A 19708-nucleotide genomic window follows, 5' to 3' on the forward strand; every position below is an offset into this window, starting at 1 on the left:
GTAGTACTTGTAAATCCATATACAATATTATCACCTTCGTTATCCTGACATTTAAAATGTTAGGTAAGAATGGTTGTAAAAAAATAAAAATGAAAATATTAAGTTCTTACCATCAACAAAGACTTTGGTTTATTGATTATTTTGAAAAAGGAGATTTATATCCTAATGGACCAGTTTATCACAATATACCATTAATATTTAGTGTTAAAAAACAACTGTCATATGAAGATATTGAAAAAGTTGTTTATCAACTATTATCAAAAAATGAAGTTTTAAGAACTAGTTTTTCTAGGTCTGAAGGAACAATCTTTCAAGAAATTCACAGCATAAATGAAGTTTTAATAGATAAAATATTAAAACAAGAAGTAAACTTGTTATCTAAGCTAAAGGATTTACAAGAGTTAGCTTTTACTTTCGATAATAATTTTCTAATAAAATGTTATTTTGAAAATTTAAAAGATAAAACCCTGATTTATTTTGTAATTCATCACGCATTAATTGATAGAAAAAGTATTGGGTTAATTAAAAATCAGTTGATATCAATCTTAGAGAATTCTACTTCAGAAGATGATAATAAAATTCAATTCCAACATTTTTCTAATTGGCAAAATAACTTAAGCAAGGAAGATTTAGAGTCACTGTTATTTTACTGGAGGTCAAAACTGAATGATTTACAAGTATTGTATTATCCAACAGATTTTGAAAGAGAGCAAGTGCATATTTATAAAGCAAAGTCAACTTTAAGATTGCTAGATCGACAAGACATATCTCAATTTGCTCATAGTCATAATCTAAATACAGAAACGTTGTTTTTAAGTGCTTATAAAATGGCATTGGCAAAATTAACAGGATTGAACGATATTGTTATAGGAACTTTAATGGATTTGAGAAATGACCAAATTAAAGAATTAGTAGGTCCTATAGAGAACTTAGTTGTTTTACGTTCAAAAGTTGATAAAAATAAAACTTTAGAAGAGCTATTATTTTTAATCGAGGAAGGAAGAAAGGAAGCAGAAAAATATAAAACAATGCCATTTGATAAATTGGTTCTAGAGCTCAACCCTAAGAAAGATATGAGTAGAACAGCATTGTTTGATATATTTTTCAACTATGAGAAAGAAGAAGCTTATGAAAGGAATTTTATTACCGAAAGTATAGTAAATAAAGGTTTTGGTAAGTATGATTTTAACCTTTTAGTTACAGAAAGAAATGATTTTTTTCATTTAGGGCTAACATATAATGAACTATATTTTCAAGAAGAAACTGCAAATTCATTACTAAATTTAACAATTGATATTCTAAATAGAATAGTCAAAAATAATAAGGTTATTTTAAAAGAAATACCTCTTGTTTCAGGACAAGAATATAATAGGGCTGTAGGAAGTACGTCAATTCAGGAAGTTTCAACCGATTCAATAATAGATGTATTTTCTAAACAAGTTAAAATGTTTGGTTCAAGGTTAGCGCTTAGTAGTTCGTTAGGAGAAGTAACCTATGAAGATTTAGATAATGAATCAACTAAGTTGGCGAACTATTTGATTAATAGTTGTGAGGTGTTACCTGAAGATCGAGTAGCAATTATGATTCCTAAATCTATTGAACTAATAGTTGCAATTATAGGTGTTTTAAAAACTGGTGCAGCTTATGTTCCTATAGATATTAATTACCCTGATGAGCGAAAGAACTTTATGATAGAAGATTCTGAATGTAGATTAGTAATAGATGAAAGTTTTATTAATAAAACCAAAGAGAACATTAATCGAGAATCAATAGTTCTATCAAAGTCTCAAATAAGTTCTTCAAATTTAGCATATATCATTTACACTTCAGGAACAACTGGAAAACCTAAAGGAGTAATGATAGAACATAAGAATGTTTTGAGTTTGTTGACTTCTTGTTATGAGAAATTTGAATTTTCAGAAAATGACACTTGGACTTTTTTCCATTCTTATTGTTTTGATTTTTCTATTTGGGAAATATTTGGGGCGTTACTTACTGGGGCAAACGTGCTGATTTTAAATAATGATGAGGTAAGAGACCATGAGGTCTTTGTAAAATTAATGAATAAGTACAATTCTACGGTTTTTAGTCAAACACCATCAGCATTCTATAATTTTATTGCATTAAACTATAAAGTGCCAACTTTACGCTATGTAGTTTTTGGAGGGGAAGCTTTACACCCTATCAAGTTAAAAAAATGGAGGGACGAAAATCCTGAAGTTTCTTTAGTAAATATGTATGGAATAACCGAAACAACTGTACATGTTACATTTAAAGAACTTTCAAATGATGATATGGATAAAGCAACAAGTAACATTGGTAAGCCTTTATCTTTTGCGAATAGCTATATTGTTGATCAAGATGGTCAAATTGTACCTTTTGGAAGACCTGGTGAATTGTATGTTTCAGGGAATGGAGTAGCGAGAGGATATTTAAATAGACCAGATCAGCAAGAAGAGAAGTTTTTACCTTGTCCTTTTGATGAATACAGTACTATGTATAGAACTGGAGATTTAGCTAGATTTTTACCTTCAGGAGAGTTAGAATATTTGGGTAGGATTGATGACCAAGTTAAAATTAGAGGGTATAGAATTGAGTTAGACGAAATAAAAAAACAAATTGATTCATACAAAGGAATTAAGGAGAGTGCAATTACCTTAGTAGAACTTTCTGATGGAGACAAAGTAATAGCAGCTTATGTGGTTCTTGATAAAAATGAAAGTATTAATAGTTTAAAACTTCATTTAGGTAGTAAAGTGCCAGAATATATGGTGCCTGCATTTTTTATTGAAATGGATCAAATTCCAATAAACTCTAATGGTAAAATTGATAAAGTAAATTTACCAAGTCCATTTGACAGTATAGAAAAAAATGAAAAGGATATAAAAGAACCAATTACAGATGTACAAATTAAACTTTTTAATATTTGGAAAAATGTACTGAATACTGAGTCATTTGGAATAGAGCATAATTTTTTCGAACTAGGGGGGCATAGCTTAAAAGCAACAAGGCTTATTAGTGCCATTCATAAAGAGTTTGAAGTAAGATTAGAGTTAAAGCAAATATTTGCAAATCCAACTCTTGAACAACAGGCTTTATTGATTGAGGCTTCAGATAAAAATAACTTTACAGAAATAAAACTATTAGAGCAGCAAGAGTTTTATCCAGTGTCAGATGGTCAGAAAAGATTATGGGTTCTAAGTCAATTTGAAGAGAGTTCGGTTGCTTATAACATGGCGTCTTATCTAGAATTAGATAGTGATTATGATGTGTCAAAATTTGAAAAAGCTATTCAATTAGTTTTAGAGAGACACGAAATTTTAAGGACAGTTTTTAAAACAAATTCTAAAGGAGAAGTAGTACAAAAGATACTTAAAAAAGATGATTTTGAATTTAAAGTAGCTCGCAAAGATTTTAGTTCTTTTGATAATCCTTATGAAGAGTTCTTAGAATTCATAAGAAAAGATAAGAATACTCCATTTAACTTAAGTTCTGGGCCTCTTTTTAGAGGATGTATTATTAAATTTTCTAATGAAAAAACTGTCTTTTATTACAATATGCATCACATAATTAGTGATGGGTGGTCTATTGATATATTAAGAAGAGATGTATTAGCATATTACGAGAATTTGGCTAAAGCTAGTGAGCTTGATTTACCATCATTGAAAATCCAATATAAAGATTATGCGTCGTGGCAGCAGGAGCAAGTAAGGGGAGTAAACTACAAAAAGTATAGAGATTTTTGGTTAGAAAAACTAAAAGGAGAATTACCATTACTTGATTTACCATATCAAAAAAACAGACCTAAAATTAAAACATACAATGGTGGTGCTTATCAAGGAGCTTTGAATTTAGAACAAACAAAAAAAATAAAAGAATTTGTTCAAAAGAATCAAAGTACATTGTTTGTTGGATTAGTAAGTGTTTGGAATTTAATCCTTCATAAATATTCAGGGAACAATGATATAGTTATAGGAACATCCGTAGCAGGAAGAGAGCATGAAGATTTAAAGGATCAGATAGGTTTTTTTGTAAACACAATAGCACTAAGAAATTATATTAATCCTAAACAAAGCTATCAAGACATTTTTCAGCAAATAGATGAAAATACATTAGAAGCTCTTGAAAATCAAATGTATCCATTTGATAGGTTAATAGACGAGCTAGATGTAGAAAAAAGTTTAGATAGAAGCCCTGTGTTTGATGTAATGCTAGTATTACAAAATACTAGTGAAGTGGAAGAAACAAGAGAAAAAGAAGTATTAAGTGAAACTATAGAAGTCTCTGAAGAAATTATATCAAAGTTTGATTTAGAAATATTTTTTCAGGAAAGAAAAGATCAATTATGGTTTCAAATCAATTACAACAAAGATGTTTATAAAAATGAATTAATACCTCAATTAATAAAGCATTTTAAGCAGGTTTTAGATATAGTTATTTTTCAACCTGAAATTGAAATTGAAAATATAGAATACCTTTCTGAAGAGGAAGAAACTAGGTTATTAGAATCATATAACAATACTCAAGCTTATTTTTCAGAAAGCGCATCAGTAATTGATTTGTTTACCAAACAAGTTAATGAAAATTCAGATGCCATAGCCTTAAAGGATTTTAATGGAAAATCATTAAATTATAGGGAGTTAGATATTCTATCAAATAAGTTTGCTCATTATTTAATTGATAATCATGAAATAAAAAGGGGAGATTTAGTAGGAATAAACATAGATAGAAGTGTAGATACAATAGTTGTAATTTTAGGAATTTTAAAAATAGGAGCTGCTTATCTTCCTTTAGATTCGAATTACCCTCAATCAAGAATAGATTATATTCAAAGTAATAGTAAATGTAAACTAAGTGTTGATGAAATTATTTTAGTTGAATTTAATCAGAATAAAGCTAATTTTTCAGAATCAAAACAACTTCTTAAACCCCTAGCGACAGATTTAGCTTACGTTATTTATACTTCAGGATCAACAGGAAAACCTAAAGGGGTTATGATAGAGCATGGGGCTCTGTTAAATTATTTAGAATGGGGACAAGGTTATTATTTGAAAGAATTAAAGGAGAAAACAGATTTTGGTTTATTTACATCATTGTCATTTGATCTTACTATAACTAGTTTGTTTTTGCCATTGATTTCAGGGGCTACTTTAAATGTGTTTTCGGGCAACGAAATAGTTTCCGATTCATTAAAGTATTATTTTGAAAGTGATATACCTTGTATTAAGCTAACTCCTGCCCATATCATTTTATTGGGAAGTATGGAGTTTAATCCAGGGAAAAAAGAATTAATAATTGTTGGAGGGGAGGCTTTAACAAATCGTCATATAAATATTTTACGAAAGTATTATCCCAAAGCAAAGATTATTAATGAATATGGTCCTACTGAGGCTACTGTTGGATGTGTAGTTTGGAATACTATAAATTTAGAAGAAAAGATATTAATAGGAAAACCCATAGGCAATACAGCGGTTTATGTATTAGATGATTCGTTGAGTTTAGTAGCAGAAGGAGTTTTAGGAGAATTATATATATCAGGTTCAGGATTATCACGAGGATATTTACACCGTCCAGATTTAACAACAGAGCGTTTTATTCCACATCCATTTAAAGCTGGAGAGCGACTGTATAAAACAGGAGATGTTTGTCGCTGGTTACCAGGAGGAGTTTTAGAATATGTAGGACGGGTAGACGATCAGGTAAAAATACGAGGACATCGTATAGAGTTAGGGGAAATAGAAGGAGAGTTAGATAATATAGCAGGAGTAGAATCGTGTGTAGTATCGATTAAGGAAGTATCAGGAGAGAATGTATTAGTAGCCTATTTTGTAGGAGAAGTAGAAGGAATTACCTTACGTAAGGAGTTGGAATCACGATTGCCATCATATATGGTTCCTCATTATTATGTTTCTATAGACGTTATTCCGTTAACCTCAAATGGCAAGGTTTCACGATCATCATTACCAGAGGTGAGTGATTCGGATATGCTTCGAGAAGAATTTTTATCAGCACGAAACGAAGAGGAAAAGGTATTACTAGAAGTTTGTGAATCGGTTTTACAAAGAGAAAGAATAAGTGTATTAGATAATTTTTACAATTTAGGAGGCGATTCGATAAAATCAATTCAAGTAGTATCTCGATTAAAAGCATTGGGATATCAATTAGGAGTTTCAGATATTTTATCACATCCAGTCTTATCAGACTTATCATTATACATAAAAAAAGAAGTAACATCTCAAGATCAATCGGTTGTAAAAGGAGACGTAGTTTTATCACCTATTCAACAACATTTTTTCAAAGACTCAGGTATCGTTAATACCAACCATTATAACCAATCAGTTTTACTAAAGAGTAAATTACCAATAGATAAAGAGTTTTTAGGAGAGAGTATTTCAAAACTGTTGACTCATCATGATGCTTTACGTATGATTTTTAGTAAAGAATCTTCATGGAGTCAGTATAATAGAGAGGAATTAGACTATTCATCAATAGTTCAATATTATGATTTAACAGGAGTAGAAGATTTAACTTCAGAAATAACGCGTGTAGGAGAAGAGTTACAAAGTAGTGTAAATATCCTTACAGGAGATTTAGTAAAAGTAGCTCATATAGCAACATCAGAAGGAGATTACTTGGGTATCATTATCCATCACTTGGTTGTAGATGGTGTTTCATGGCGAATTTTATTAGAAGACTTATCAAGTTTATACACCAATTTGGTTAAAGGGATAAAAGAAGAATTGCCTTTAAAAACAAGTTCTTATCAGCAATGGAGTAAGGAGCAGTATAAGTACAGTAAAGAGACATTAGTAGCAAAAGAGTTATCTTATTGGGAGAATTTATTAGCAAAAGAATTAACTACTTTTCCAGTAGATCATACTACAAAAACACCTATTGTAATTGATAGTAAGCAAGGTTTTAGATTATCTGAAGTTTATACGAACTTGCTAGAAGGAGAAATTCATAGTCACTATTCTACCAATATTCAAGACGTTTTATTAGCATGTTTAGGAGTGAGTTTATCCAAGACATTTGGGGTTAAAGAAACGTTACTTGAATTAGAAGGACATGGAAGGTTGTCTTTTACAGAAGATGTAGATGTAACAAGAACAGTAGGTTGGTTTACAAGTTTATATCCTTATTTATTAAATGTAGACTCAACGGAAGATTTATCTAATGTTTTAATAGCAACAAAAGACTCTTTACGAAACATACCCAACAATGGTATGGGCTATGGTATGTTACACTATTTATCAGAAGCTACTTTACAAGAAATACACCCAACAATTCAGTTTAATTATTTAGGAACATTTGGAAATGAATTTAAGAAGGAAGATGGAGGTTTATTTAGTTTTAGTGATATAAGTTTAGGCAAAGATGTTTCTTCAGAAGAATCAAGTAATATACCACTTCGTATCTCAGGAGCAATAGTTTCAGGGCAATTACAGCTATCTGTCCATTATAGTTCTTTACAATATGAGGAATCTACGATAAAAGCGCTGGTAGACTCTTATGAATCAAGTTTAAAGAATTTAATAAGTCAATTAGAAGAAACAGAAGGACATCATTTAACCCCGTCAGATTTAACATATAAATCCCTATCGTTACCATCGTTATCAACTATAACAAAGAATTACGAGGTATTAGATGTTTATGAGTTGTCGCCATTACAACAAGGTATGTACTATCATTGGCTTCAAGATGTTTCATCGAGTTTATATTTTGAGCAGTTATCGTATAAATTATCATCAGAATCTTTAGATCTAGCCCATGCAAAAAAGGCGTATGAGATACTACAATCACGTCATGATGTTTTACGTACAGGTTTTACGAATGATTATAATGGTATTCCTTTACAGATTGTATATAAAGAAGGCGACGTTAACTTTAAAGTAGCGCAAGTAACCGAAGGTTCATTTGATAGTTGTGTGAAAAAGTTGAAAGAAGAAGATCGCTTGTTAGGTTTTGACTTATCATCACGTTCACAGATGCGATTAACCGTTTTAGATTACGGTTTGGGTGATTATGAGTTTATTTGGAGTTTCCATCATATTTTAATGGATGGATGGTGTATCAGTATTTTACTTAATGAATACTATCAAATTTTAAACTCTATCCAAAAAGGAACTCCCCATAATTTAAATAAGCCATTAGCTTACTCACGTTATATAGAGTGGTTAGGTCAATTAGATCAAAGCCAATCGTTATCTTATTGGAAAGATTATTTATCATCTTACGATGAGATAGCAAGCTTACCTTATAAAGGTAGTGGAGATATAGCTCAACAAGGAATTCGAGGAAGTGAAGACATTGTTATTGAATCTTCTTTATACGAATCACTATCGACTTTATGTAAACAACACTCTATAACGCAGAATACTTTTATACAAGGAGTTTGGGGATATTTATTATCAAAATATAACAATAGCCAAGATGTAGTTTTTGGAAGTGTAGTTTCAGGAAGGCCAGGATCTTTATCAGGCGTAGAACATATGGTTGGACTATTTATAAATACAATTCCAGTTCGAGTAAAGTACGATTCATTAACTACTGGGTTAGATTTATTAAACCAAGTTCATCAGGATTCAATATCAGGACAATCACATCATTATTTAAATCTATCTGAAGTTCAGTCCAATAGTGGTTTAGGCATGGATTTAATAAACCATGTTTTAGTGTTTGAGAATTTTGCTTTACAAGAATCGATAAAACAAGGCGAATCAGATTTATCATTAACTATAACAGAGGCAGATAGTTTTGAGCAAACCCATTATGATTTTGGAATATTAGTTCATCCTCAAGGAGACAGTTTACACGTTCGATTAGAATATGATTTAGGAGTTTATTCAAGTTCTCGAATGAGTATGATAAAGTCTCACTTCGAACAAATATTAACAAGTTTTATAACAGCCCCAGATTTAAGATTATCATCATTAGAATATTTAACAACAGAAGAAAAACATGAACAGTTAGAATTATTTAATGCCACCAAAATGTCTTATGATTTAGAATCTACTTTGGTTAGTTTATTTAAATCACAAGTTTTATCAACCCCAGATTTGATAGCTGTTTCTTATGAAGAAGAAAGTTTAACTTATCAAGAGTTAGATGAGTTATCAAACAGTTTTGCTCATTATTTACAATCAGTTCATGGAGTAGAACGAGGAGAGTTAGTGGGATTAAAACTAGGGAGAGGTTTATGGATGATTGTAGGTATTTTAGGAGTATTAAAAACAGGAGGAGCTTATGTTCCAATAGATACCCATTATCCAGAGTCGAGAAAGGCATATATTATAGAAGATAGTGGATGTAATGTTTGTATAGACGATGTTTTATTAGAGGGTTTTAAACATACTCAAGAAGAATACTCAAAACAAGATTTAGCAGAGCAACCATTGGCTGAAGATTTGGCTTATATAATTTATACCTCAGGATCAACAGGGAAGCCTAAAGGGGTAATGATTGAACACAGAAATGTGGTGAATCTAATAATTTCTCAGACTAATAAATTCAAAATAGATGAGACGGAAAAAGTATTGCAGTTTTCAAACATTTCGTTTGATGCATCTGTAGAGCAAATATTTTTAGCGATTTTAAATGGTTCTGAATTGGTTTTAGTATCACGAGAGGATATTTTAGAGCCAACAGCTTTTGAGAAAATAATTATAAAAAAAGAGATAACACATTTACATGCGACTCCAAGTTATTTGAAAGCTTTAACATTAACAAGTGATACAAAACTGAAAAGAATTATTGCAGGAGGAGAGGCTTGTTCATCTGAGTTAGCAAAGAAATTGGGAGAAGTAGCTTATTTCTATAATGAGTACGGACCTACAGAAACTACAGTTACCTCAATAGAATATCATTTTGAAAATCAATATATCAATAATAATATATATCCAATCGGAAAACCTATAGGCAATACAGCGGTTTATGTATTAGATGATTCGTTGAGTTTAGTAGCAGAAGGAGTTTTAGGAGAATTATATATATCAGGTTCAGGATTATCACGAGGATATTTACACCGTCCAGATTTAACAACAGAGCGTTTTATTCCACATCCATTTAAAGCTGGAGAACGACTGTATAAAACAGGAGATGTTTGTCGCTGGTTACCAGGAGGAGTTTTAGAATATGTAGGACGGATAGACGATCAGGTAAAAATACGAGGACATCGTATAGAGTTAGGGGAAATAGAAGGAGAGTTAGATACTATAGCAGGAGTGGAGTCGTGTGTAGTATCGATTAAAGAAGTATCAGGAGAGGATGTATTAGTAGCCTATTTTGTAGGGGATGTAGAAGGAATTATCTTACGTAAAGAGTTAGAATCACGATTACCATCATATATGGTTCCCCATTATTATGTTTCTATAGACGCTATTCCGTTAACCTCAAATGGTAAAGTTTCACGGTCATCATTACCAGAGGTGAGTGATTCAGACATGCTACGAGAAGAATTTTTATCAGCACGAAACGAAGAGGAAAAGGTATTACTAGAAGTTTGTGAATCGGTTTTACAACGAGAAAGAATAAGTGTATTAGATAATTTTTACAATTTAGGAGGCGATTCGATAAAATCAATTCAAGTAGTATCTCGATTAAAAGCATTGGGATATCAATTAGGAGTTTCAGATATTTTATCACATCCAGTTTTATCAGATTTATCATTATACATAAAAAAAGAAGTAAGATCTCAAGATCAATCGGTTGTAAAAGGAGATGTAGTTTTATCACCTATTCAACAACATTTTTTCAAAGACTCAGGTATCGTTAATACCAACCATTATAACCAATCAGTTTTACTAAAGAGTAAATTACCAATAGATAAAGAGTTTTTAGGAGAGAGTATTTCAAAACTGTTGACTCATCATGATGCTTTACGTATGATTTTTAGTAAAGAATCTTCATGGAGTCAGTATAATAGAGAGGAATTAGACTATTCATCAATAGTTCAATATTATGATTTAACAGGAGTAGAAGATTTAACTTCAGAAATAACGCGTGTAGGAGAAGAGTTACAAAGTAGTGTAAATATCCTTACAGGAGATTTAGTAAAAGTAGCTCATATAGCAACATCAGAAGGAGATTACTTGGGTATCATTATCCATCACTTGGTTGTAGATGGTGTTTCATGGCGAATTTTATTAGAAGACTTATCAAGTTTATACACCAATTTGGTTAAAGGGATAAAAGAAGAATTGCCTTTAAAAACAAGTTCTTATCAGCAATGGAGTAAGGAGCAGTATAAGTACAGTAAAGAGACATTAGTAGCAAAAGAGTTATCTTATTGGGAGAATTTATTAGCAAAAGAATTAACTACTTTTCCAGTAGATCATACTACAAAAACACCTATTGTAATTGATAGTAAGCAAGGTTTTAGATTATCTGAAGTTTATACGAACTTGCTAGAAGGAGAAATTCATAGTCACTATTCTACCAATATTCAAGACGTTTTATTAGCATGTTTAGGAGTGAGTTTATCCAAGACATTTGGGGTTAAAGAAACGTTACTTGAATTAGAAGGACATGGAAGGTTGTCTTTTACAGAAGATGTAGATGTAACAAGAACAGTAGGTTGGTTTACAAGTTTATATCCTTATTTATTAAATGTAGACTCAACGGAAGATTTATCTAATGTTTTAATAGCAACAAAAGACTCTTTACGAAACAGACCCAACAATGGTATGGGCTATGGTATGTTACACTATTTATCAGAAGCTACTTTACAAGAAATACACCCAACAATTCAGTTTAATTATTTAGGAACATTTGGAAATGAATTTAAGAAGGAAGATGGAGGTTTATTTAGTTTTAGTGATATAAGTTTAGGCAAAGATGTTTCTTCAGAAGAATCAAGTAATATACCACTTCGTATCTCAGGAGCAATAGTTTCAGGGCAATTACAGCTATCTGTCCATTATAGTTCTTTACAATATGAGGAATCTACGATAAAAGCGCTGGTAGACTCTTATGAATCAAGTTTAAAGAATTTAATAAGTCAATTAGAAGAAACAGAAGGACATCATTTAACCCCGTCAGATTTAACATATAAATCCCTATCGTTACCATCGTTATCAACTATAACAAAGAATTACGAGGTATTAGATGTTTATGAGTTGTCGCCATTACAACAAGGTATGTACTATCATTGGCTTCAAGATGTTTCATCGAGTTTATATTTTGAGCAGTTATCGTATAAATTATCATCAGAATCTTTAGATCTAGCCCATGCAAAAAAGGCGTATGAGATACTACAATCACGTCATGATGTTTTACGTACAGGTTTTACGAATGATTATAATGGTATTCCTTTACAGATTGTATATAAAGAAGGCGACGTTAACTTTAAAGTAGCGCAAGTAACCGAAGGTTCATTTGATAGTTGTGTGAAAAAGTTGAAAGAAGAAGATCGCTTGTTAGGTTTTGACTTATCATCACGTTCACAGATGCGATTAACCGTTTTAGATTACGGTTTGGGTGATTATGAGTTTATTTGGAGTTTCCATCATATTTTAATGGATGGATGGTGTATCAGTATTTTACTTAATGAATACTATCAAATTTTAAACTCTATCCAAAAAGGAACTCCCCATAATTTAAATAAGCCATTAGCTTACTCACGTTATATAGAGTGGTTAGGTCAATTAGATCAAAGCCAATCGTTATCTTATTGGAAAGATTATTTATCATCTTACGATGAGATAGCAAGCTTACCTTATAAAGGTAGTGGAGATATAGCTCAACAAGGAATTCGAGGAAGTGAAGACATTGTTATTGAATCTTCTTTATACGAATCACTATCGACTTTATGTAAACAACACTCTATAACGCAGAATACTTTTATACAAGGAGTTTGGGGATATTTATTATCAAAATATAACAATAGCCAAGATGTAGTTTTTGGAAGTGTAGTTTCAGGAAGGCCAGGATCTTTATCAGGCGTAGAACATATGGTTGGACTATTTATAAATACAATTCCAGTTCGAGTAAAGTACGATTCATTAACTACTGGGTTAGATTTATTAAACCAAGTTCATCAGGATTCAATATCAGGACAATCACATCATTATTTAAATCTATCTGAAGTTCAGTCCAATAGTGGTTTAGGCATGGATTTAATAAACCATGTTTTAGTGTTTGAGAATTTTGCTTTACAAGAATCGATAAAACAAGGCGAATCAGATTTATCATTAACTATAACAGAGGCAGATAGTTTTGAGCAAACCCATTATGATTTTGGAATATTAGTTCATCCTCAAGGAGACAGTTTACACGTTCGATTAGAATATGATTTAGGAGTTTATTCAAGTTCTCGAATGAGTATGATAAAGTCTCACTTCGAACAAATATTAACAAGTTTTATAACAGCCCCAGATTTAAGATTATCATCATTAGAATATTTAACAACAGAAGAAAAACATGAACAGTTAGAATTATTTAATGCCACCAAAATGTCTTATGATTTAGAATCTACTTTGGTTAGTTTATTTAAATCACAAGTTTTATCAACCCCAGATTTGATAGCTGTTTCTTATGAAGAAGAAAGTTTAACTTATCAAGAGTTAGATGAGTTATCAAACAGTTTTGCTCATTATTTACAATCAGTTCATGGAGTAGAACGAGGAGAGTTAGTGGGATTAAAACTAGGGAGAGGTTTATGGATGATTGTAGGTATTTTAGGAGTATTAAAAACAGGAGGAGCTTATGTTCCAATAGATATCCATTATCCAGAGTCGAGAAAGGCATATATTATAGAAGATAGTGGATGTAATGTTTGTATAGACGATGTTTTATTAGAGGATTTTAAACATACTCAAGAAGAATACTCAAAACAAGATTTAGCAGAGCAACCATTTGCTGAAGATTTGGCTTATATAATTTATACCTCAGGATCAACAGGGAAACCTAAAGGGGTAATGATTGAACACAGAAATGTGGTGAATACAATCTTATCTCAAATTGAAATCTTTAATTTGAAAGATTGTAATAGCAGTTTACAGTTTGCATCTTTTTCATTTGATGCTTCAGTTTCAGAGATATTTATAAGCTTATTATCAGGAACAAGCCTTCATATAGCAACTGATGAAATAAGAGAAAATCCGAAAAATTTAGAAGAGTTTATAATTGATAGAAGTATTGATATAGCAACAATACCTCCTGTATATCTAAAATATATGGATGTTAATTCATTAGAAGGCATGGTTTCTTTAATAACTGCTGGTGAATCTCCTGATTATAATAAGGTTAAAGAGTACCTTGAAATGAAGACAGGTGATTATTTTAATGCTTATGGTCCAACAGAAGCAAGTATTTGCGGTACAGTTTTAAAAATAGGAAAAGAAACAGGTTTAAATCCTAGAAACCTTTCAATAGGTAAACCTATACATAATGTAAACATGTATGTGGTAGATAATGAAGGGTGTATTGTACCTAAGGAGGTTGTAGGAGAAATTTGTATTAGTGGTTATGGAGTAGCAAGAGGCTATTTAAATAAACCAGAGTTAACTAAAGAGAAATTTATTGAAACCTTGTATGCAAAAGATGGTCTTCTTTATAAAACAGGTGATTTAGGTTATTGGACATCTGAAGGAAATATTGTTTTTATTGGAAGAAAAGATGATCAGGTTAAAATTAATGGATATAGGATAGAGTTAGAAGAAATAGCGGCTAAACTTAGAGAAAAGAGCGATATTAAACAGTGTTATATTACAGTATTTAATAATGAAAATGAAGATAAAGAGTTAATTGCATACGTAATTTCGAATAATAAACAGAAATCTTCAGAATTAAGAAAGTATCTAGTAGATAGGTTACCAACATATATGATACCATCTTATTTTATTCAAATAGATGAATTACCTATAACTACAAATGGAAAAATTGATAAAAAGTCTTTACCGCTACCCGATGCTAAGAATACGGTAATTGGGGTAGAATATGTTGCTCCTCAAAATGGTAATGAAGAAGACTTAATAAAAATACTATCAACTCAATTGGGAATAGATGGTAATAAAATAGGAGTGCTAGATAACTTCTTTGACCTAGGAATGAATTCCATTAAACTAATGAGATTTATTAATGTTTTAAATCAACAGTTTAATTTAAAAGTTAAACCAGTAGTATTATTTCAGTATCCTAATATTAAAGAACTTACACTTTATCTTTTCAAAAATGAAGAAGAAAATGAAGATTTACAAGATGAAAATATAGCACAAGAGTTTGAAGATATGCTGGATTTAATGGAAGAATAAAAAGAAATCATGGAAAAACAGAGACAAATTAATAAAAAGGACATTGCTGTAATAGGTATTTCTTGTGAATTCCCACAGTCTAAGAATATATCTGAGTTCTGGGAAAACTTAGTTGAAGGGAATGAGTTACTTCATTTTTATTCTGATAATGAGTTGGAAGAATTTGGTATTTCAGACGCTACAATTAAAAATAATGAGTTTATAAAAGTAAAAGCTGAAATAGAAGGAGTAGGTGGTTTTGATTACACTTTTTTTGGATACACAAAAGAAGAGGCAAGCTGTATGGATCCGCAAACTAGAATGTTACATCAATTAACATGGACGGCATTAGAAGATGCTGGATGTAATATTGATACTTATAAAGGTAAAATAGGAATGTATACATCTATTTCTGACAATTTAAATTGGCAGGTACATTCTATGTTACATCCCAATTCTAAAGTAAATTCTTTTTACCAATCTCAACTGTCAAATAAAAATTTCGCTCACACTTTAGTGTCGTACAATTTTGATTTTAAAGGACCTAGCTTGTTAATTGACACGGCTTGTTCAAGTTCGTTGGTTTCATTACATGTTGCTTGCAGAAGTCTATTATTAAAAGAGTGTAATGTAGCAATGGCAGCTGGTATTAGCCTTGATAGTACAAAAAACAAGGGCTACTTTTATCAAGAAGGAATGATTTCTTCTAAAGATGGACATTGCAGACCTTTTGATCAGAATTCTTCTGGAACTGTTGGAGGAAATGGAGGAGCTGTTGTAGTTTTAAAAAGATTAGAAGAAGCCATAAATGATAGAGATAATATTTATGCCATAATAAAATCATCAGCTGTAAATAATGATGGTAGAGAAAAGATTGGTTATACGGCTCCAAGTGTTAAAGGACAATCCACATGTATAAAGTTGGCTCATCGAATAGCTAATATACCTTTAGAATCAATTTCATATATAGAAACACATGGTACAGCAACAAAGTTGGGTGATCCAATAGAAATAGAAGCTCTTAATAAAGCGTTTAATTATAATACAGAACATAAATGTGCTATTGGTTCGGTTAAGTCCAATATGGGACATTTAGATGCTGCAGCGGGAATAGCAGGCTTGTTAAAAACAACATTGGCTCTGAAGAATAAAAAAATTCCTAAATCTTTACATTTTAATACCCCAAACCAAGAAATTAATTTTAATGAAGGGCCATTTTATGTAAATGATCAGTTAAAGAATTGGGAGTCAGATAATGAATATCCATTAAGAGCTGGAGTAAGTAGTTTTGGAATTGGAGGTACTAATGTACATGTTGTTATGGAGGAACCTCCAGTTTTATCTAAAATAAATAAAGAAAAAGATTTTTATATAGTTCCGTTTTCTGCAAAAACGAAAAAGTCTCTTTTATCATATCAAAGAAAAATATCAGAGTTTTTAAAGGAAGGAAAAGGGGATTTGAAAGATTTAGCTTATACTTTAAGTATAGGAAGAAAACCCTTTACTTATAGAAATACGATAGTAGCAAAGGATTCTACGTCTGTTCTTAAAATGTTAGAGCAAACAGAGGTCATTGAAAATTCTATTACAAAGGCAAAACAGAGACCAATCATTTTTCTATTTTCTGGGCAAGGGAGTCAGTATTTTGGAATGGCAGAAAGGCTTTATAAAGAAAGTTCTTATTTCAAAAGTATAATTAACAGTGGGCTAAATTATTTAGAAGCTTTGACTGGAGAAAGCTATAAAGAAATACTAGGGTATGAATCAAAAGAATCATTCGATAAAAATTTAATAAACGAAACAAAATACACGCAGCCACTCTTGTTTTTGGTAGAGTATGCACTAGCTAAGCAAATGATATTGTTTGGAATTGAGCCAACAGCAATGATTGGTCATAGCTTAGGAGAATATGTTGCAGCATGTATCAGTGAGGTTTTTACATTAGAAGATGCATTAAGAATTATTGTAAAAAGAGCTGAGTTGATGAATGCTTTGCCGAAAGGAGTAATGTTAGCTGTAGGAGAATCTTCAGATAAAATAGAAGAATCTTTACCAAAAGAATTGAGCATTGCAGCAATAAACACGATAACTTCCTGTGTTGTTTCTGGAGAAGAAAAAAATATTGAAGATTATGCTACCTATTTGGAAAGTATAAATGTACCTCACAAAAAATTAAAAACATCTCATGCATTTCACTCAAAAATGATGAACCCTATTTTAGATGTTTTTGGAGAGTTTTTAAAAGAGGTGAAGTTTTCTAGTCCAAAATACAAAATCGTATCTAACTTGACAGGTAAAATAATCTCTTCAAATGAGATGATATCACCAGAATATTGGTGTCGTCATCTAAGAGAGACTGTGTGTTTTTATGACGGGGTTACAACTATTTTAAGTAATTATAAAGAATCAGTATTCATTGAATTAGGTCCAGGCAATACTTTAGGAATGTTTAGTAAGCAACATCCAAATTTTAACTCAGGCTCGGAATGTACAATATCAATGATTTCTCATCCTAAAAATATTGAAAGGGAAGTGAGTTTATTTGAATCTTCTCTAGCCAAACTGTGGGCTTTAGGATGTTCAGTTAATTGGGAAGAGTATTATAGTGATGATAAAAGAAATAAAATTTCGGCACCTACATATTGCTTTGATGAAAAGAATTTTGAAAGCAGTGTAAACCCACTAGAAGAAATAAAAGGAAAGGTAGAACTTTTTCCAGGAATGAAAAGGAATATATCTGAGTGGTTTTATATTCCAAATTGGAAAAGAAGTACTTTTTTAAATTTAGAAGTTGCCCAAGATAAATCTAAAAAATATGTGGCTTTCATAAATGATGAACCACTAATTGAAGATGTGGTTAAAATTTTAGAAAATGAAGGGAATCAGGTTGTTAAAGTTACACAAGGAGAAGAGTTTTTAAAATATGATGATTATAATTATTGTATAAGCTTTCAAAACAAGGAGAATTATTTAGCCCTTTATGAAGAGCTAAAAAGTAATTTTAATAGAATAGATCATTTTATTTATAGTTGGAAAACAAAAGATGAAATAACCGTAACTGATTATTTTATTCATCTTATTGAGGTGGGTAAACTAACAATAAACTTAGCAGGAGAAATTGGTAATAAGGTTACTTTTTTATTAGAATATGGTAATAATATTTATGGAGATGAAATATTAGACTCCAAAGCAGTAATATCTAATAGTTTACTACAGGTATTAGAACAGGAAAACCCTAAAATTAAAGTTTCTAGTATTGATATTTTTAACAACCAGTTTAATGTAAGTGCTACAAGTATAATTAATGAAATTAAAGGTGATAAAAGCTCAATTAACATAGCATATAGGAAAGACCAAAGATGGGAATTGTTCTATGATAATGTAAAGCTACCTAAGCATTCAAATGAAGAGACTTTAAAAGAGAATGGACTTTATATAATTACTGGAGGACTAGGAAAGCTAGGAGGAATATTAACAAGGTATTTAAGTGAAAAATATAATGGAACAATTATCTTATTAGGAAGAACAAACATTGAAGGTTACGAGGTAGGAAAGAATCCAAAAGTAGATAGTAAAATTAGCTTGTTAAAAAATTTACAGGAAGAATTTGAAAATATTTATTACTACCAAGTTGATGTATCAGATAACGATTCATTACACAAGGTATTTGAAAACATAACTAATGAGCATGGAGATATAACAGGTGTTATTCATGCAGCAGGTGTAATAGAGCATGATAGTTTTAAAACTTTTGAGAATATTTCACAAAGTGATGTTGAACAGCAATTCACTCCAAAAGTTTTAGGAGTAAATAATATATATTCATTAAGTAAGCAATTTCCTATAGATTTTGTCTGGATTGCATCTAGTTTATCTTCAATTTTAGGAGGACTTACTTTTACTTCTTATGCAAGTGCAAATAGGTATTTAGACGCGTTTATTCAACAAAAAAGAAATAAACTTACTAACTGGTTTTCTGTTAATCTAGATGGCTTAGTAGAGGAGAGAATAAGTGATGCTGAAATGATAGAAGTTTTCGAAAAATCTTTTATGATAGGGAAAGAACCTCAGTTAATTACATCTGTTAGAGAAATTAAAGCAATAAATGAAATTGAGAAGGAAGAAGAATTTCATAATGAAAATTTAGAAGATGACTTTATTACTGAAAGGCCAGATATTAGTACAGCATATCAAGAGCCAGAAAATGAGATACAAAGAAAAATATGCTCTATTTGGGAAACCTTTTTCGGATATAAGAAAATAGGGGTTTTGGATGACTTTTTCGATTTAGGAGGAGACTCTTTAAAGGCAATGACTTTATTAAAAAAAATACAAAAGGCTTTTTCGGTAGAAATAAAATTACAAGAGTTTTATACAAAATCAACTGTTAAAGATATTGCTGAACAAGTTGAAATTCTTAAAAAAGTAGAGTTGATGCAAAACCAAAGTAAGAAAAAAAACACAATAAAAATATAGTT

At 30.8% G+C, this 19708-nt stretch carries 2 protein-coding genes; both read left to right on the forward strand.

The window, feature by feature from the left end; all coding sequences use genetic code 11:
• Nucleotides 1–89 precede the first annotated feature (89 nt).
• Nucleotides 90–15251, forward strand: coding sequence for a non-ribosomal peptide synthetase (locus tag D6T69_RS06910; protein ID WP_164506699.1), 15162 nt, complete (start codon nucleotides 90–92; stop codon nucleotides 15249–15251).
• 9 nt (nucleotides 15252–15260) lie between these two features.
• On the forward strand, nucleotides 15261–19706 hold the full coding sequence (locus D6T69_RS06915; RefSeq protein WP_125067048.1) for a type I polyketide synthase: 4446 nt from the start codon (nucleotides 15261–15263) through the stop codon (nucleotides 19704–19706).
• The last annotated feature ends 2 nt before the right edge of the window (nucleotides 19707–19708 follow it).

Source organism: Tenacibaculum singaporense, assembly GCF_003867015.1.
GTDB classification, from domain to species: Bacteria; Bacteroidota; Bacteroidia; order Flavobacteriales; family Flavobacteriaceae; genus Polaribacter; species Polaribacter singaporensis.